This is a genomic window from Paenibacillus sp. HB172176 (assembly GCF_011947265.1).
Taxonomy (GTDB): Bacteria; Bacillota; Bacilli; order Paenibacillales; family Paenibacillaceae; genus Pristimantibacillus.
This window is the reverse complement of the sequence record NZ_JAATHD010000018.1, coordinates 21,582-40,869: the sequence shown is the minus strand read 5'-3', so window position 1 is coordinate 40,869 and position 19,288 is coordinate 21,582. Positions and strand designations below refer to the sequence as shown.

General features: G+C 53.6%; 14 protein-coding genes. 13 read left to right on the top strand and 1 reads right to left on the bottom strand.

Annotated features, from left to right (window positions below; translation table 11 throughout):
- The first annotated feature begins 61 nt into the window (after positions 1 to 61).
- The 13 genes from HFP08_RS20385 (at position 62) to HFP08_RS20325 (ending at position 17,999) form a co-directional block, all read left to right on the top strand.
- Positions 62 to 1,123 carry a Gfo/Idh/MocA family protein gene (locus tag HFP08_RS20385; protein WP_168122457.1) on the top strand — a complete coding sequence of 354 codons (1,062 nt, stop codon included), beginning with the start codon at positions 62 to 64 and terminating at the stop codon, positions 1,121 to 1,123.
- Entirely contained in the window at positions 1,120 to 2,214 is a 1,095-nt protein-coding gene (locus HFP08_RS20380; RefSeq protein WP_168122456.1) for an alpha/beta hydrolase family protein, read from the top strand. The genes HFP08_RS20385 and HFP08_RS20380 overlap by 4 nt, the downstream gene beginning before the upstream one ends.
- A complete protein-coding gene (locus HFP08_RS20375) occupies positions 2,211 to 3,497 on the top strand; it encodes a Gfo/Idh/MocA family protein (RefSeq protein WP_168122455.1) in 1,287 nt (428 codons plus the stop codon). Before HFP08_RS20380 ends, HFP08_RS20375 begins: the two co-directional genes overlap by 4 nt.
- A 226-nt stretch (positions 3,498 to 3,723) precedes the next feature.
- Positions 3,724 to 4,485 carry a sugar phosphate isomerase/epimerase family protein gene (locus HFP08_RS20370; protein WP_168122454.1) on the top strand — a complete coding sequence of 254 codons (762 nt, stop codon included), beginning with the start codon at positions 3,724 to 3,726 and terminating at the stop codon, positions 4,483 to 4,485.
- A complete protein-coding gene (locus tag HFP08_RS20365; RefSeq protein ID WP_168122453.1) occupies positions 4,482 to 6,152 on the top strand; it encodes a glycoside hydrolase family 88 protein in 1,671 nt (556 codons plus the stop codon). The genes HFP08_RS20370 and HFP08_RS20365 overlap by 4 nt, the downstream gene beginning before the upstream one ends.
- Before the next feature lie 62 nt (positions 6,153 to 6,214).
- Complete coding sequence (locus HFP08_RS20360) at positions 6,215 to 6,946, top strand: ThuA domain-containing protein (protein WP_168122452.1); 732 nt, start codon at positions 6,215 to 6,217, stop codon at positions 6,944 to 6,946.
- 857 nt (positions 6,947 to 7,803) lie between these two features.
- Positions 7,804 to 9,744 carry a golvesin C-terminal-like domain-containing protein gene (locus tag HFP08_RS20355; protein WP_206109297.1) on the top strand — a complete coding sequence of 647 codons (1,941 nt, stop codon included), beginning with the start codon at positions 7,804 to 7,806 and terminating at the stop codon, positions 9,742 to 9,744.
- Positions 9,745 to 9,908: 164 nt separating this feature from the next.
- Positions 9,909 to 12,158, top strand: a complete 2,250-nt coding sequence (locus tag HFP08_RS20350) for an AraC family transcriptional regulator (RefSeq protein WP_168122450.1) — start codon at positions 9,909 to 9,911, stop codon at positions 12,156 to 12,158.
- A gap of 214 nt (positions 12,159 to 12,372) precedes the next feature.
- Positions 12,373 to 13,335 carry an ABC transporter permease gene (locus HFP08_RS20345; RefSeq protein ID WP_168122508.1) on the top strand — a complete coding sequence of 321 codons (963 nt, stop codon included), beginning with the start codon at positions 12,373 to 12,375 and terminating at the stop codon, positions 13,333 to 13,335.
- Between the two features lie 2 nt (positions 13,336 to 13,337).
- The gene (locus HFP08_RS20340) at positions 13,338 to 14,216 is read left to right on the top strand and encodes a carbohydrate ABC transporter permease (protein ID WP_168122449.1); all 879 of its coding nucleotides are present in this window, start codon (positions 13,338 to 13,340) and stop codon (positions 14,214 to 14,216) included.
- Positions 14,217 to 14,288: 72 nt separating this feature from the next.
- Entirely contained in the window at positions 14,289 to 15,827 is a 1,539-nt protein-coding gene (locus HFP08_RS20335) for an extracellular solute-binding protein (protein ID WP_168122448.1), read from the top strand.
- Between the two features lie 72 nt (positions 15,828 to 15,899).
- Positions 15,900 to 17,177, top strand: a complete 1,278-nt coding sequence (locus HFP08_RS20330) for a nucleoside hydrolase-like domain-containing protein (protein ID WP_168122447.1) — start codon at positions 15,900 to 15,902, stop codon at positions 17,175 to 17,177.
- A 78-nt stretch (positions 17,178 to 17,255) separates the two neighbouring features.
- Entirely contained in the window at positions 17,256 to 17,999 is a 744-nt protein-coding gene (locus HFP08_RS20325; protein ID WP_168122446.1) for a dienelactone hydrolase family protein, read from the top strand.
- Positions 18,000 to 18,262: 263 nt separating this feature from the next.
- Here the strand turns inward: HFP08_RS20325 and HFP08_RS20320 are convergent, their stop codons facing one another.
- Positions 18,263 to 19,027: a fibronectin type III domain-containing protein gene (locus tag HFP08_RS20320; protein ID WP_168122445.1), complete on the bottom strand. Its 765-nt coding sequence runs from the start codon at positions 19,025 to 19,027 to the stop codon at positions 18,263 to 18,265.
- Between the last annotated feature and the right edge of the window lie 261 nt (positions 19,028 to 19,288).

The following is a 19,288-nucleotide window of genomic DNA, read 5'->3' as shown; positions in this document are numbered from 1 at the left end:
AACGGCGGCATGCGCAAGTATAAGCATTCGTGCGACTACAAGAGAGAGGGATGAGGATAGGATGAGAAAGTTAAAAGTCGGGGTTGTAGGTGCGGGGAAAATATTCGAAGGCTCTCACGCTCCTGCCTGGATGGGCAACGAGAATGTAGAGCTTGCGGCGATATGCGATGTTCGCCGCGAGGCTGCGGAGGATCAGGCGGCGAAGCTTGGCGTGGGCCGCGTCTATACCGATTACAAGCAGATGCTGGAGCGGGAGGAGCTTGACGCGGTCGGAGTCAGCACGCCTAATGTATTTCACTCGGAGGTGGCGATCGCGGCGCTGGAGCATGGGGTGCATGTATTCTGCGAAAAGCCCGATGCGGTCAATCCAAGCGAAGCGATTCGAATGGCCGAAGCGGCGAAGCTCTCGGGCAAGCTGCTGATGGTGATGCGCAACAATCGCTTCACGCAACAGGCGCAATTCCTGAAGCGATATATTGAATCGGGAGCGATGGGCGAGATCTACACGGGCAGGACGGGCTGGGTGAGACGCAGAGGCATTCCCGGCCGCGGCGGCTGGTTCACGACCAAAGCGATGTCCGGCGGCGGTCCGCTTATTGATCTTGGCGTGCATATGATCGATGTGGCGATGTGGATGATGGGCAATCCTCGTCCGGTCGCGGTGAGCGGGGCGACTTATACGAAGTTTGCCGATGCGAAGGTGCAAATCTCGCCGGACGCGCGCTTCGGGACGGTACAGGAGGGCGGCATCTTCGATGTCGAGGATTTGGCGACCGGATTTATTCGCTTCGATAACGGCGCGACGCTTCAGATCGAATTCAGCTGGGCTTCGAATGCGGAGGATATGAAGTTCATGGAGCTTCGCGGGACGAAGGCGGGCTGCAGCTTGAAGAACAGGGAGCTCACGCTGATGACGGAGATTGAAGATGTGCTTTGCGATGTGACGCCGAGGTTCGGCAATGATTCAATCGCGGCGCATCGACGCAATATTAATCATTTCATTGCATGCGTGCTTGGCGAGGAGGAGCCGATTAATTCGCCGGAGAGCGGCGTGGATATGATCAACATCCTGGATGCGATCTATCGATCCGCCGCCACCGGTGCGGAGGTTCGATTGGATTGAAGCAAGGCGGGATGTTCGAGCAGTATGAGGATCATGTGCGTTTGGCCAAAAGCGTACTAGAGCCGTTCCAATCGCCCTATCAGGATCTTGTTCATTATGCTTCGTCCGTCACTCCGGGATTGCGGCTTGCGATGAATGTCATCAAGCCGGCCGAGCCCGGTCCGATTCTCATTCAGCTTCATGGGTGGCATATGAGCATGGCGAAGCCCGCGAGAAGGGAGCAACCGGGCGAGCGACCTTATCTGGTCGTACAGCCGGATATGCGCGGAAGAGCGTTCTCGGACGGACAGGCGGATTGCAACGGCCTTGAATTAATCGATATCTATGATGCGATACAGTTCGTTCGCAAGCAGTATGCGAAATGGATTTCATCGCCAGAGTCGGTCTATCTGGAGGGCGGCAGCGGAGGCGGAGGCAATGTGCTGGCCGCGGTTGCCAAGTTCCCCGATTTGTTCGCGGCGGCCACCGCTCTGTACGGTGTCTCGGATTATGCGCTGTGGTACGAGCAGGATCGAACGGGGGAGTTCCGAGACGATATGGATGCATGGATCGGCTGCGCTCCGCAGGACGATCCTGTCCGCTATGCGGCGCGAAGCGGTCTTGCGCTCGCTTCAAATCTGCATACGCCGCTGTATATGGCGCATGGATCTGGCGATGCCCGTATTGCCGTGGACATGTCGCGGGCGTATGCCGCCAAGCTGGATAAGCTGGGCAAGGGCCATCTGGTTCACTATGAGGAATGGCCGAATATAGGGGGCATCGGCCATATGACGGGCGCGACCGAGCAGGAGCTGCAAGCCTTGCAGGCGCAGTCCGAGACGAATAGACGGCTTCATAACAAGCAGGTCAAGTTGGCTGTAAGCGGAGAATTGCTTGTCGGCGGCTACTTGTATACGAAGGATTTTCACATTCATCTGGATTCGGTTAACAAGCTTGCCAGGTTAAAGTATGACGCTTCTGAGCGGACCATCGTCATAAGCTCGAATCAGCCCTGCGCGTACCGGGTAAGATGGTCGGACGGAAGCGAGCGGGAAGGCGAATGCGTGCTGGAGCAGCCGTGTAACCAAACAGAAGAGGGGAACGCGTCATGAAACGAATTGTTGTGTGCGGAGTCAGCCATCGCGGCTTGAGCATGTACGTTGAACCCATCCTGACCACATTCCATGAACAGTATTGCATTGCGGGCTTGCTGGATCTGGATCCGCAGCGGTTCGTCGAGAGCCGCAAGCTGTATGCGGAGCTTGAAGATGTTCCTTGCTATGGGGCGGATGAGTTCGACAGAATGATAGAGGAGACGGAGGCGGATATCGTCCTGGTAGCCGGTACGGATCATACGCATGCGGAATACATTGTGCGCGCGTTGCGGCATGATCTGGATGTCATCTCGGAGAAGCCGATGGCGGTTTCGGGCGAGCAATGCCGGGCGATCTGGCTTGCCGAAAGAAGCAGCAAGGGCAAGGTGACGGTGGCCTTCAATTACCGGTTCAGTCCTTATCATCGACAGATCAAGGAGCTCGTGGCGGCGGGCAAGGTTGGCCGGGTCACCTCCGTTGATTTGAACTGGTATGTAGATACGCATCACGGCTCCAGCTACTTCAAGCGATGGAATCGGAAGCGCAGCGCGTCGGGCGGGCTCTCAATTCACAAGAGCACGCATCACTTCGATCTTGTGAACTGGTGGATCGCGCAGAAGCCCGAGGAGGTGTTCGCCTATGGCTCGCTGAATTTCTTCGGTCCGGAGGGAGAATGGAATCCGCAGAAGGAGGACGGGAGGCATTGCGAGACCTGCAAGGTGAAGGCGAATTGCCGGTATGTGATGCGCTGGACGCAGCGCAGCAAGGAGGTCGTGCCGCCGGATGATCATCTGCATGCCAGCGTATCGCCGGTCTCGCAGCGCTTTACCTCGTATCGGCCGGATGCCTGCATCTTCGATTCGGAGATTGATATTGAAGATACGTACTCGGCGCTGGTGAAATACGACGGCGGCGCGCTGCTTAATTATTCGATTCTGTTCTCGGCTCCTTACGAGGGATACAGGCTGGCGATCAACGGGACGAAGGGGCGTATCGAGACGATGCAATACCATGCTCCTGCACGCGTTCCCTTCGATGTGCCGCCGCAGACCATCGATTACATTCCGTTGTTCGGATCCAAAGAGACCATTGGAGTCGTGCCCGCGCCGGGGGGACATGGCGGCGGCGACCCGCTGCTGCTGGAGGAGCTGTTCCTTGGCGTCGATCCTCTTCAGGCCTATGGAAGCTTGGCCGGGGCATCGGACGGCGCCTATTCGGTTGCTGTCGGCGAAGCGGTATCGCGATCGATTCGGGAGAAGCGGGCTATAGCGATTGAAGAGCTGCTTCAGGAGGCTTATTGACCGCGCCAGTCGCAGCTGTAACGGACATTTTCAGCTCTTAAAAGCTTGTTTTGGCTTGCTCGGATTTCTAACGGACATTTTGTCTGCTTAGCGGGTTAATAGGGTTGATTATGCGTTCGATTTGATCGCTAACGAGACTAAATGTCCGTTAGAGCAAATTGGCAGCGAAAAAAACGGTCTAACGAGACAAAATGTCCGTTAGAGCAGGTAGAGGAGAGCGATGATCATGAAACACAAGATGGCTGTACAGCTTGCCACTCTGCGTGAGGCTTGCAAGACGGATTTCCCGCAGGTGTTGGAGACGCTCGGAGAAATGGGCTGGGCCGGCGTGCAGTTCGCCGGCTATCACGGATACGAGCCCGCGGAGCTGGCTGCGATCGTAAAGCGCAGCGGCATGAAGACGGCAGGCCTTCATGTCAGCCTTCCGCTTTTAAGGGAGAGCGCCGAGCAGTTGATCGAGGAAGCGGCTTTGTTCGGCACGCGCGATCTGATCTGCTCCAATACGCCGCAGGATTATCGCAACGAAGAAGGCTTCCGCGAGATGAAGAGACTGCTTAATGACAGCGCGAGGAGGCTTGCAAGGGAGGGGTTGCGGCTCAGTTATCATAATCATGCCTTTGAATTCGAGACGGAGGTGGACGGTCGCTCGGCGCTGGCCTATATGCTGGAGCCGTCGAATGATAATCTGCTTCTCGCGGAGATTGATGTCTATTGGGCGAAGAAGGGCGGACATGATCCGCTGCGTTTCATCGAGCCTTACGCGGGCCGAATGCCAATCATTCATCTGAAGGACATGACAAGCGACGAGGAGCCAACCTTCGCGGAGATTGGAACCGGCATAATTGATTTCGCGCCAATTCTGCGTTGGGGCGAGCGCCATGGCATTGAATGGTATGTCGTGGAGCAGGATCGTTGCCAGCGCGATCCAATGGAATCGGTACGGATCAGCTTTGACAATCTTTCGAATCTAATGAAGCAGCTCGCATGATGGCGGAACAGAAGGAAAACGCGGCGTATTTCATAGCGGAGCTGACTGAATCGAAAGACGTTGAGGTTCCGCCGGCGAAGCGCATCCCTTTTGGCTGGAAGGCATCGGCAGTAGGGGGCGACGGGATAGAGAGAGAAGTCGTGAGCCATGGAAGCGGGAGCAGGAATGGGAATGGGAGTGCAATCGAGAGCAGCGGGAGCGAGCACGGTGAGGAATTTGGAGGCAAGGAATTGCCGTTCGGAGCAGTAATCAGCTTGAGTTGGCCGGATGAGGCAAAGGCGACGAATTTGACCCTTACGGCAAATACGTCCAATGTGGCAAGCCCGACTAATCAGGCTTATATCCCTATGGGATCTGCTCGACTGCGCATTACGGCTGCTATTGATGTGCGGGAGGAGCTAAAGCTGGAGGTCATCACATCCAGGTCCCGCTGCAGCGTGGGCGTATTCGATATTCGTTACGCATCGGCGCTGCAGCCTTTTGAAGTAGTAATTGCTCCTGAGCAGAGGCGAAAGGTGCTTGAGGAAGGCGTAGAGCTCAGCATGATGGGGGAGGGCGGCGTGTTCTGGATTTTACAGCCCGATTCCGCTTTGCGCAATCAAGCTCCGTTGCTGTTCCCTCATCTACTCGTTTCCGAAGAGGATGAGGGAGATGCAGCGGAGCAAGAGGAGCAGCGCTTGCAGCAAATGCTTCGCTCTCTGTCCTCCTTGTCTTCGCTGCAGCCCTTTGGCTGGTTGGAGGGCTGCGTGCTGGACGGACTCATGGATCTGAGCGCTGCGCTCCATGATCCGCGCTTCAAGGAAACGGCGATGAGACATCTTGCCTATTATCTGGACGAGAATCAACAACTGAAATACGAGAATCCGCGCAGCGAGCCGGTAGACGGCAAGGTCTACGGTATTGAGGGCACGCTGCCGTTCGCCGCATGGGTGCGTCTGCAACCCGAACATCCGGCACTGGAGCAAGCGTTAAGCTTGTGGAGGTCGCTCGAGCGGGAGGACGGCGCGATATGCGGCGCGGGCATGCTGTCTGCGGAAGGCAGCTATACGGTCGCCTATCCGATGGCCGTGCTGGCGCGCGTTCGGCAGGATGAGGGGCTGGCGAAGAAGGCGATTCGACAGCTCGAGGTTCGCCGGGAGCTGTTAATCGATCCCGGCGGCGTACTGTATCTTCGCTGCCACAGCGATGGGAGCCGAACCTTTCGCAATTGGGCCAGGGCATATGCTTGGTATCTGCTCGGTCTGATTCGTACTCTGCAGGAGCTGCGCGCGACAGGTTATCGGAGCTCAAGCATGGATCTTTGCGAAGAGGAGTTCGTTCGCGCGTCGAAAATCGCGCTCCGCTATCAATCTACGGACGGGCTCTGGTCTGTATTTCTGGATGAGCCCGCTGTCGGCAGCGACGCTTCGGGCTCGGCGGGCATTGCGGCCGCGCTGGCGCTTGGCGCAAACGCGGGATTATTGCCGAAGCAAGCGCACCTGGCCGCAGAGCGGGCGATGCAAGGCTTGATTCCTTATTTGACCCCGGATGGCGTTCTGGGTCATGTGGCGCAGAGCAATAAAGGCGGAGAAGCCTTGCAGCGCAGCGGGTATCGCGTCATGTTCCAGATGGCAACCGGACTTATGGGCCAGTTATATGCCGCCTGCAGAGCGAATCGAATGGAATGATACAGGCGGAACCGACAATACAATCGATCGAGGAGAACAAGAAAAGGAGGAGGAAATATTCGATGAGCGAAGTGATTCGAGTCACGATTTGGAACGAATATCGTCACGAGCAATCCAAACCGCATGTAAGGGAGCTGTATCCGAAGGGGATGCACCAGGCCATAGCGGAAGGGTTGACCGGGAATTTCGACATTCGCACTGCTACGCTGGAAGAGCAAGAGCATGGACTGAGCGAGGAGGTGCTGGCGAATACGGATGTGCTCATCTGGTGGGGACATACCGCCCATAAGGAGGTATCCGACGAGATTGTCGATCGAGTAGCAGCCCGCGTGCTGCAAGGGATGGGCTTCATTGCGCTTCATTCCTCCCATTATTCGAAGGTATTCAAGAAGCTTATGGGAACAAGCTGTTCCTTGCTGTTTCGAGATGTTGGCGAGAAAGAACGGCTGTGGGTAACGGCTCCGGGCCATCCGATTGCCGAGGGCGTCGCGCCTTTCTTCGAGCTGGAGCGGGAGGAGATGTACGGCGAATTTTTCGATATTCCTTCGCCCGACGAGGTGGTGTTCACCTCCTGGTTCGAGGGAGGCAACGTCTTTCGAAGCGGCTGCTGTTTCAACAGGGGGCAGGGGAAGATCTTCTACTTCCGCCCCGGTCACGAGCTTTATCCAACTTATCGCGACGCGAACGTGCTGCTCGTCATCTCCAACGCCGTAAGGTGGGCGGCGCCGGTGAAGCGGGAGCCTTTGCGGTTCGGCAAGTCCATTCCGGCTCTTGAGCCTGTTCGGGAGAAATAAGGCTGTATTCGGTAGAGAAGCTCCTGTCAGGACGGGAGCTTCTTTCCATAGGAAGTTCGATCCTTCTCGATTTATCAATGTGGCTGCGCGACAACCTATGGGGGAAATCGAATGAACAAGAAGTTGAGCGATTTCAAAGACAAGTGATGGGTTACCGAAAGCTTTATTTGAAGATGAACGGGGAGATCGGCGCGGATCTTCAGATGAAATTAGAATAGCATTAAAAAGTGTAAGCATCTCGTAACCAGGTTCAGGTTGCGGGATTTTTTTGTATGCATGCTTACAAGCCAGTATGGAGGTATAGAAGGATGAGACCGGATGCCAACTGTAATGGATTTTTAACGAATCCTGATAACGTTAAATGCTATTTGCTGCATGACCCAAAAATCTAACGAAGATCTAAAAGCTTATTTAACACTTTTGATCGATGAAACTCCCTTTTCTGATGCAATAGAGATATCAATCTTCGTAAGATTTAAGAAAGGGCTGATTTCGAGAAGATAACGATATGAATATTCGTTAGAATACAACATGACCAACACGGCCGCTACCAGATCTGAAAATGAACCGCCGCAGCTTGAGCGTCTTAGAGTTTGCGGGTATTTTCGTAATAAGTCTCCTCCACGGCAAAACAAAGATTATAGGCAGTGCCGTTCATGATTATCGCTTGCCGGACAATCCGCGCTATTCCGTCATGTTTCCCCGGCTGTCCGTATATGTCCAATCAGGATTATTCAATGGAATATGGAGTTGTACTATGATTAGCTCATCGGCCAAATGATTACGCTTACATAATTACCCTGCTTGGAGGTGAGAGAACTGTGCGGGGCTGGCCCCTAAACGATTGAAGGAGGAGAATGATGAAGCGAATTCGAAAGTTGTCTATGCTGGGTTTGACGGTTGTGTTATTATTCGCGATGGCATCAGCGGCGCAGGCTTACCCGCATCCGGGAGGGCTGGTGACGTCGGGGGAATGGGATACGATTGATTCGAAGATTGACGCGAATCTTTATCCCTGGGCGGAAGCGTTCGATTCCATGATGGAGGATGCGGATGCCGCTCTTGGCGAAACCGGACATGCGATCGCTACGCTTAACATTCCAGGTTATTACGCCAATCCATCAGCTCATGATGCCGCGAAGCTCCGGCTGGAGATTGACGCTCAGTCGGCATACGCAGCCGCGGTTGCTTACCGCTTGACCGACGATACCGACTATGCGGATAAAGCAAAGGAGATCTTGAACGATTGGTCGTATACGAATACCGCGATTACCGGAACGGACGGCAGATTGGTTTCGGCTTATGTAGGCGTTGGTCTGATCAACGCCGCGGATTTGATCAAGGATTATTCGGGCTGGAGCGCGGCGGACAAAACGCAATTCGGCGATTGGCTGACCAATGTGACGCTGCCGGTCTGGGATTCCATTACCTTCACGAGCAATTGGCGGGATTGGAGCTTGTACGCGCAAATTGCTTCGTATCAATTTCTCGATGATGAGACCGCGATGGCAAGCGAAGTGAATCAACTGAAGACGCAGATCGACGTATCGATTGCCGATGACGGCTTTCTTCCCGATGAAACGACCCGGGGGCAGAATTCGCTGTGGTATCATTATTTTGCCCTGACATCGATGACCGCCGCCGCCGAAATTGTGAAGAACGCGACTGGAGAGGATCTGTTCCACTGGACATCGCCGAACGGCCGCAGCATCAAGCAGGCTCTGGATAAGATGTTCTATTATGTGGACGGACATGTCTCGGAGTGGCCCACAGCTTACGGAGGTGGAAACCAGTCCTTCTCGAACGCCAGAAATCTCTATGAGGCCATGGCGGAAATCTACGCGGATGAGGATTACGAGGATTATGTGAAGAGCTCGAGACCGCTGCAGGGCAGAATCAACTACTCCAGCGGGTACTATCATAATCATGCCTGGGTTTATCCGACTCTGCTGAGAACGTCCTTCCTGGATACGATTGCGGACATTATCATTGATAACGACGAAGCGGAATATACAGGCACTTGGTCCACCTCAAGCTTCAAGTCGAAGAAGTATGGCGCGGATTACCGCTACACCGCTGTGGGCACAGGCTCCAACAAGATGAGATGGAGACCTGATCTCGTAACGGCGGGCACTTATTCGGTGTATTATTGGCTGCCAGACGGCTATACCGGTTATGCGAGCAATGCGCCGTTCACGGTCTATTACGACGGGGGCTCCGAGACGACGCTGGTCAACGAGCAGGTCGTTCCCGGCGGTTCATGGAAGCTGCTGGGCACCTATGATTTTGCCGCAGGCACGGGCGGTTATGTGGAATTGACGAATAACGCGAACAGCACGAATGTGATCGGTGATGCGATCAAGTTCGTCATCGAGGACGAGGCCCCGCCAACCTCGGTAGAGGTTATCGTCGATAACAGTGATGCGGAGCAAACCGGCACCTGGAATGTTTCCGACTACAAGCCTCGCGAATATGGAGATGATTATGCTTACACCGCAACGGGAACAGGTTCCGTCAAGATGAGATGGCGGCCGAATCTTCCCGAAGCGGGAACATATTCCGTCTATTATTGGCTGCCAGACGGCTATGGAGGCTATGCGAGCAACGCACCGTTCACCGTCTATTATGACGGGGGCTCCGATACCAAGACGGTCAACGAACAGGTCGCGCCAGGCGGCTCATGGAAGCTGCTTGGTTCGTACGTATTCGCTTCAGGCACATCGGGGTACGTCGAGCTCACGAATAACGCGAACAATACCTATGTTGTCGGCGATGCGATTAAGTTCGTTAAGAATTAACGGGATTAATAGATTTTTCCGAGCCCGCTTGTCGGGCTCTTTCCCGTGACAAGCGTTAGTTAGGCGAGAACGTAGAATAGTTGTCAGGCATTCGCGTTTCCTAGTATGATGCATTCAGAGGCATTACGGCTAATCATGCTTCGCAAGAGAGGGCGGTTAATCACTTGAGCACCGTTAATAAATCTACATATTTCCGAAAAATACTGTTGCTGATAATCGTTGTCGGTGTGATTCCGGTTCTGCTGCTGGGCAGCTATGCCTATATGACCTCCGCGAAAATTGCGAAGAGGAGCGTGATGGAAGGCAATGCCCAAATTCTGCTGCAGTCCAAGCAGAAAATCGAGCAGCTGCTGCAGACTGTCGACTACTTGGCTACGCAATTCATTACGACGCCGGCTACGCTTGAAGCGGTCGATCATTACGATCTGCTGCGCGAGAAGGATGAGGTTACGAGGGAGTTCTACCGCAGCCTTGCGCGTCTGCAGATGATCGGAACCGGCATTCGCGACGTGGCGCTCGTGAGCTTCAACGAAGGCTGGGCCATCGATAACGACGGGCTGTCGGATTTAAGCTTGGAACGGAATCGGCAATACGCCGAGCTGGCGCGAACGGACAAACCCTCTTATTGGACCGGGGACGCGGATACGCAATCCATCTACTTTGTGAAAAAAATTCCGGTCTACGCCCTGCAGCCAACAGGGTTAATTGTGTTCAGCATTCCACCCTCCGCCATCGGGCAACAGTTGGTTCATAACCCTTCTACAGGAACGATTCGCATTCTGAATACGAATCTGGAAGCTCTTGCTTCGACGGACAACACGCCCTATATGCAACGGCAGGACAATGCGGCACATCTGTTGGACAAAGCGGCAAGATCTGATATGACCTCGGGGAACGGAACGGTTCGACAGGGCGGGAAAGACTATCTGCTTGCCTACGAAAGATCCTCCTACAGCCAGTGGATCTATATATCGGAAATCGCGAAGGAGCAAGTGACGAAGGGAGCGCGGCAGATTGGTTGGACGACGCTGATTATCTGTCTTGCGCTGCTCTGCGTTACGATTCTGCTCACCTTCACCGGCTCGCGGTTTGTGTACAGGCCTGTGCGATCCTTATATGATTATGTGGTAAGATTGGGCGGCCACTCTCTGCCTGAATCGGGAGCCGATGAATTGCAAAGAATCAGGCATGTGTTCGAAAGCATGCTGGACAAGCAAGCAAAGCTGGATACAAAGCTGCTTGGACATACCTCCCAGCTTGACGAGCTGTTTACGATGAAGCTGCTTATGGGCAAGATGCCTCAGCGGGAAATTTTGGAGAAGCTTCAAGCGAACGAGCAAGGGGGAGACTGGAAGGAAAAATGCGTCATTGTGGTGAAAATCGATACCTTGTCGAACACCAGGTATGAGAGCAAGGACCAGGAGCTGCTGCTGTTCGCGATTAACAACATCGTGGAAGAGCTGATCCCGAAGGAGAGACGAATCAAGCCGGTATCGATGGAGCTGCATCAAGCGGCGTTAATCGGAAGTCTTGGCGAGAAAACAAGCGAATTCGAGGCTTACATCGATATGATCGTCAATAAAGCGCAGTCAACAATCAAGAAAGTTCTTCAGTTGAACGTAAGCGTCGGCATCAGCCGCTTGTTCACGAATTGGACGCATGCATCCAAAACGTACAGCGAAGCGATCGAAGCGCTCAAGTATAGAATTATTATGGAGGATGAATGTATTGTCCGGATTGAAGATGTGGAGCCGGATCGCCATAAGTCCTACGAATACCCCGAATTGCTGGAGAACGAATTGATCGGCGTCATCAAGACCGGCAATTTGCTGCTCGCCGAAGAGCATTTGTCCCTGTTCATGCAGGAGGTGGTCCGCCAGAAGCTGGATCACCGGGTCTATCAAATGCTGCTGATGCGGCTCTTGATCCGTATTCTTCAGGTGAAGGATTCCGTTCAGGGAGCGGCAAGCTTGCCGGGAACGATCTTCGCCGATTTCCTGACGCTCCGCAATGTCGGCGAGATCGAGAGCTGGCTGATGCAGGAATTGATCGAGCCGCTCATCGCAGCTGTGAAGCAGGCGGCCGAGGCGCAGCATCGCACCATTTCTCGACAGGTGAAGGATCTCGTGCAAGCAAGGTACGATCAGCCGCTGACGCTCGAGGACTGCGCTTCTACCTTGAATTATAACTCTTCTTATATCAGCAAGGTGTTCCGCAAGGAAACGGGCATTAATTTCCTGGATTACTTGCAGACCTACCGGCTGAACATGGCGAAGATATGGCTGACCGATACCGACATGCTGATTGCCGAAATCGCGGAGAAGCTGCAATACAATAATTCGCAAAATTTCATTCGTTATTTTCGGAAGATGGAAGGCATGACTCCCGGACAATTCCGGGAGCAACAGCGATAACGAGAAATGGGTCTGGCCCCTTCATGAATGGATGTTCCATTCAAGAGGGGGCTTTCTCTATAATCATGCTCAAATAATGATTATCCTGCTCGGCGCAGCCTCGGTATTGACGGGGTTTCTAAGGATTTCGGCGACTTGCTCCAATGAGGATTATTCCAAGGAATTCAGAATTGTACTACGATGGGGACACAGCATTCAAGAGCAAGCGAAGGAGATGAAGCGATTGCCCGCAATTCCAAGCGCCGAGCGTCCGGCTGTCCGGCATGACTCGAAGAAACGTGTTCTATCAAAGATCATTTATGATCGCTGGCTGTATCTGATGCTGCTGCCAGGCATCTTGTACTTTCTGGTATTCAAGTATCTTCCCATGTGGGGAGTGGTGATTTCGTTCCAGGATTTCCAGCCGTATTCCGGCATCTGGGGCAGCCCATGGGTCGGCTTCAAGCATTTCGAACGCTTCTTCACGGAGCCTACCTTCCAGGTGTTGATGAAGAATACGATTATTCTGGCCGTCATGAATATTATTCTTTTCTTCCCGCTTCCGATTATCGTAGCACTGCTGCTTAATGAGCTGCGGCATGCGGCGTTCAAGAAAGGCATTCAGACGATTATTTATTTGCCTCATTTCATGTCATGGGTCATCGTGGCTGGCATTGTGTATATCTTTTTCAATATTAAGGACGGCGCGGTCAACATGCTTCTTCAGGAGAGCGGCTTGCGGCAGATTAATTTCCTTGCCAGCTCCGATTGGTTCCGTCCGATGATTTTGTCCGAGATCATCTGGAAGGAGACGGGCTGGAGCACGATTATTTATCTTGCGGCGTTGTCCGGCGTTGATCCGCAGATGTACGAGGCCGCGCGAATCGACGGCGCGAATCGTTGGCAGCAAGTATGGCATGTGACGATTCCCGGCATCCTGAACACCATTGTCATCTTGTTGATTTTGCGATTGGGTGATTTCCTGGATACGGGATTCGAACAGATCTTCCTTATGTTGAACGCGCTGAATCGCGATGTCGGCGAGGTGATCGATACATTCGTGTACACGTCCGGCATTACGCAAGGGCACTTCAGCTACAGCACGGCCATCGGCTTGTTCAAATCCGTTATCGGGCTCGCTCTTGTTATGGGGGCCAATTATGCGGCCAAAAAATTCAATCAAGAAGGAATTTACTAAGTATGAAGCATCGATCAAAGAGCAGCCGATTATTCGATGCGTGCAACGTCGCGGTCATGACCTTGTTCGCTCTAAGCACGCTTATACCGTTTTTCTACGTTATCATGGGCTCGTTCACGACCTCCGCGGAGCTTCTGCGCAAAGGCTTCGTGCTCTTTCCGACCGAATATTCGCTGGAAGCTTACCGGTACATCTTCTCAACCGACTCCATTACGCGCGCCATGGGCAATTCGGTGTTCGTGACGGCTATAGGCACCTTATGCAATTTGTTGTTCACCTCGTTAATGGCCTATCCGCTTTCTCAGAAGCGGTTAATGGGAAGAAGCACGATTATGGGGCTCATCGTATTTTCGATGTTATTCAGCGGAGGGATGATTCCGACATTTCTGGTCGTGAAGCAGTTCGGCCTGATTAACTCGTATGGAGCACTCATTATTCCTTCCTTAATCAGCGCCTTTAATTTAATTTTGCTCAAAAACTTTTTCCAGCAGATTCCCGAGGAGGTGCTGGAGTCGGCCAGAATCGACGGCTGCAACGACCTGCGTATTTTGTTCCAGATTACCTTGCCGCTGGCCTTGCCCGCGATCGCGACATTCGCGTTATTTTATGCGGTAGGGCATTGGAATTCGTATTTTCAGGCGGTATTGTATCTGAACGATTCGGACAAATGGCCGATTCAGGTGTTGCTCAGACAGATTGTCATTTTATCGGAGGGGACCTCGTTCGACTCTTCCAGCTTCGGCGAGCAGTATATTGCGCCTCCGTCCCAGACGGTGAAGATGGCGGTCATCGTCGTTGCCACCATGCCGATTCTGCTGGTTTATCCGTTCCTGCAGAAGCATTTCGCCAAAGGCATGCTGCTCGGATCAGTCAAGGGATGAAAGCATTGCGAAGGTAGTCCGGCGGGAAACCGCTTTGCTATATCCATTCACTAGAATAAGGAGAGGGTTGCATTGAGAAAGAAATGGATGCTAAGCATTGCCCTGATTGCGGCGCTTGCGGCAGGCTCAATCGGGTGCAGCAATTCGAATGAGAGGGAGAATGTCCCCGCGAACACGGCGGGAAATCAAATCACGCCGACAGGAGACGGCTCGCAATCAGGGAAGGAGAACGAGACGAAGGAGCCAATCAAGGTATCGATGATGCTGCCGCTGTTCGTAGCGGAGGCGCCGAGCGGAGACGGAGAATATGTGAAGAAGCTGGAAGAGGTGACAGACAGCGAACTCGATTTAAACTGGGTGCCGAACACGAATTACGATGACAAGGTGAATGTTTCCCTGGCATCGGGAGATCTTCCCAAAGCGATGGTCGTGACGAATACGAAGCTTCCGTCCGTCGTTAGCGCTGTACGTTCCGGAGCCTTCTGGGAGATTGGTCCGTATTTGAAGGATTATCCGAATCTGAGCGCCCTGCCGGAAATAGGCTGGGTGAACACGGCAATCGACGGCAAGCAATACGGCATCTATCGTTATCGCGATTCCGTACGGGACGGCATTATCTATCGCAAGGATTGGCTGGATACGCTGGGCTTGAAGGAGCCGACGACGACGGATGAGTTGTACAGCATGCTGAAGGCGTTCGCGAAGGACGATCCGGATCGGAACGGCAAGGACGATACGTACGGCCTGGTAGAACGGTCGAATATGTACAGCTTCAAGATTCTGGCCGCGCTGTTCGGTGCTCCGGTCAGATGGGAAGTGCAGGACGGCGCGTTCACGCCGTGGTTCAAGACGCAAGGCTATAAGGACGCTCTTGATTTTTATAAGAAAATGTACGATGAAGGCATTCTGAATCCGGATTTCGCCACGCTTAAGAATGCGAACGAAACATTGTTCTCCGGCAAGGCGGGCAGCACATTCGTGACGATTGACGGCGCGCCTAATTTCACGAACGAAACGAAGAAGCTGAATCCTGCGGCGGAGTTCGATGTGATGCAAGGTCTCGCGAACTCCGATGTTGCCAAGGTATCTACTTTTCCGGGACATAATGGTTTTGTCATGTTCCCGAAATCCAGCGTCAAGACCGAGCAAGAGCTTCGGGATATGTTGACCTTCTTTGACCGCCTCGGCTCGGAGGAAGCGATCACTCTCTTTTCCTGGGGAATCGAAGGCGTCGACTATACAAGCGCCGGCGGCGTGAAGACAGCGACGGACAAGGCGCTGACGGATGAGCAGAGATCGCTTGATCAGATCCTCGTCTATTCGAAGGAAGTCAGGGCGGCAACGCCTCTGGAGGAGAAGGTGAATCGTCTGATCAAGGAGGACAGCGTCAAGCTTGGCTACAATGATCCGACCTCGCCGCTAATCTCTCAGACCCAGTCGGAGAAAGGCTCGGAGCTCGACAAATTGATCTCCGACGCAAGCATCAAATATATTATGGGAGAGATGAACGCGGAGCAGTTCCAAGCCGAGGTCGACAAATGGACAGCGCAAGGCGGAGCGCAGATCGAGAAGGAATATGCGGAGGAATACGCCAAGACAGCGGCGAAATAAGTTGGGATGTTATTGAGAGGATCCTTGCGAAGCAGGGGTCCTCTGTCTTTAACTGCAAAGGAGGGGCTCGACTTGGAACAGAAAACGAGGTTGTTAGTACTGACGGATATCAGCAGTCCGATCGGAGGTTATGCGGAGCCGGATGATACGCAGTCCCTTATCAGATTGCTTCTGTATGCCAATGCATTCGATCTGGAGGGATTCGTAGCCACCTATACGAAGCATAATGGCGGCGGAGTATTCCCCGAGTATATCGATATGATGATTCAGGCATATGGAAAGGCGCAGCCCTGGCTGCTGCGGCATGATGCAAGGTATCCGTCGAAGAAAGTTCTGCTGGGTCTGGTGCGAAGCGGCAATTCGCAGGATGGCCCGGAGCATGTCGGCGAGGGGAAGGATACGGAAGGATCTGAATGGCTCATCGCATGTGCGGACAAGGAGGATGATCGCCCGCTTTGGATTGCGGTATGGGGCGGTACGACGGATTTGGCGCAAGCGTTGTGGAAGGTCAGGCACACAAGAGGGGAAGCCGGCTGTCGGCAATTCAAGTCGAAGCTGCGGGTGCATGCCATCTGCGATCAATATGCGTTGGGCGCTTTCGTAAGAGAAGAGAATCCGGATTTGTTCTATATTATGTCCAAGGATGCATGCCGCGGCATGTACAGGGACGGAGATGAATCCCTCTCGAGCGGCGCATGGCTGGACACGCATATCCGCTCCTTCCACGGCACGCTGGGAGCGGCCTATCCGATGTATGACGGCGGGGATCCATGGGGCAAGGTCGAAGGGATGAAAGAAGGTGATACACCGTCGTTCCTCTATCTGATTCCGAATGGACTCGGCGATCCCGAGCATCCGGAATGGGGCTCGTGGGGAGGACGTTTCGAGAAGGCGGCCGGCAGCAGCTGCTATCTCGATGCCGAAGACAGCTATGAGGGGAGCAGGAGCGCCAGAGCGACGGTGTTCCGCTGGAGAGAGGCGTATCAGCGCGACTTTCAGGCGAGAATGGATTGGTGCGTCGCTGACTATGACAGCTGCAATCACGCGCCTGTCGCGAGAATAGACTCCCCGAAAACAATAGCTGCAGCTCCGGGCTCTGCGGTTCGTTTGGACGCGTCGGCATCCTCTGACCCGGATGGCGACGAGCTGGATTTTGAGTGGCGGATTTATAAGGAAGCGGGCACCTGTTCAGGCGAAGCGGTTATACGAAACTCGCATGCATCGAAGGCAGAGGTGGATATTCCGCTGGACAGCGAAGGCTGCAGCATTCATATTATACTTAGCGTAACGGATAGGGGAGAACCGCCGCTTACCTCTTACGGCAGAGTTGTCGTCGAGATCGGAGAGTGAGCTACGAGCCGTAATGCCGGAACGAGCACGCTATGAGGAATGAATTGTAGCGATTGGCGAAGAGGGGAGTTTGGAGAAATGACAAATACGAAGGCGGGTTCCATCCCGGTTATTGTGGAGGAACCGGCTCAGAACGGCAATGGCTGCTTGATCATCTGGCAGCCGGGGCTGCGCGGCACGAAGGAAGGCGTAAAGGAGCATCTGCAACGATTCGCGAAGGAGGGCTTTACCGCGATTTCCTTCGATCCGCGCGAGCATGGGGAGCGCAGGACGGAGAGCAAGGAGAGCTTCGACAGCAAGCTGCGCGAGAACAAGCGCAAGCACTTCTGGCCGATCATGGCGGAGACGGCTGCGGAATATCCGCTTATCATTGATTGGGCCCTCGCGACCTATGGCTTGAGGGGCGCTGTTATGGCCGGCGGCGTCTCCATGGGCGGCGATATCGCGATCGCGGCGCTTGGCATCGACCCGCGAATAAGCGCCGCGGCTGCTTGCATCTCTACGCCGGACTGGCTGAGGCCGGGCACCGATGAAGCGCCCTGCCTGCCGGACGCCTTTGCATGGAGCTGCTACGAACGCTGCAATCCCCTCACGAATTTGCAGCTATACGCGCATGCGCCCGCCATTCGCTTCTTGAACGGAGCGCTCGACGGGCATGTTCCGCCGGACGGCGCCCGGCGCTTCCGCGACGCCTTATGGGATGTCTATGCCGACTGCCCGGAGCGCTTCGCGATTACCGAGTATGAAGATACCTCTCATCTCATGACGACGGCCATGTTGGAGGATGCGCTTGCTTGGTTTCAGTCGAAAAGCGGGCTTTGACAGATTGAAAATCTTGCAATTTTGTCCGGTTAGCGGCGGCAATACTCAAGGCTTTACTTGAAAGCCGCTGACAGCCAATACAAGATGATGGATGATCTTCTCCGTGGCAACGGTCACGGCTTCTTCGGAAATCCCTAAGGACTCGATTCGCTCCATCGCCTGCTTCAATAGCGGCGCGAAGCTTGCCGCTCCATTCTATAAACGGGGCCCACGCCTCGTATTCCAAGGTGAAACTGCTGGTATGCGTGAGCACATTCCCATCTCTATCTCTGGCATGGATCTGGAGGGAATGCGTGCCGATTGGCAGTCTGGGAGTCTCCATCCCCTGGAGTCACGGAGTCGATAATTGGGCTTATTTGGTCTTCAGGCAAGGTTGTTGCCGAAGCGACAGGGCCATCCGTTGTCCAACTGCCGTCGGAACGCTTCGCCTCCACTTTGAAATGGTATGCAGTTTTTGGCGTTAGACCCGTTGCTTCGAACGAGGTCGTGTTTCCACCTACAGACCCAATGAGTATGCTGTTGCCATAAATGCGGTAACCCAAGCTTTGAACGGCGGGCGTCCAACTTAAATAAAGCGATGTTACACCGATATTATCCGCTTTCAAGCTGCTGTCTCCCCAAAGCGAAAGTCGGACGTTGAAGCTTCCGTTGTATTCCTGCAACAGATTCATTTCGCGATCCCATACGCGAATAAGCAAGTCGTGCGTGCCGTCTTCCAAATCGGAGACATTGGTAAACACCATACCATGCATGTACTGGATTAGAATCGGGTCAATGGGTCGACCATCAACGATAATGCTGATATCGCTAGTATCAGCCAGCGGAATGCCCAAGCTGAAAGAGATGAGAGTGAAGTTCTCGGTCAGCAATCTGCCGTCAGGCGGGTTAACATTGTTGATAATAGATGGAGAGGAAGCTGGTTCTTCCGTCTCCCCGATCTCAGTCGCATGGGCAAGCGGGGAAATGCATAGCAGGAATAGTAAAGCTGCAACGAGTAAGTAAGAAAGTCTCTTTGAAAATATTCTCATAATTCTCTCCTCGATCTCGTTAATATTTGGTACCTTGTCATAATATACCATAAAAGTTCGCGTTTCGAATAACTTTTAAAGAATGCCGATGGAACAGGATTTTTAACGAATCTTGATAACGTTAAATGCTGCGTTATGAATATTCGTAAGAATGTATCTTCCATGGAAACCCAATAGAAAGTGCCGATCATGATCATTTCGCGCCGGTCAGGTTAGGTTCATCATTTTTGGCGGAGCAGGTTCAATATTGCCCGAAACACT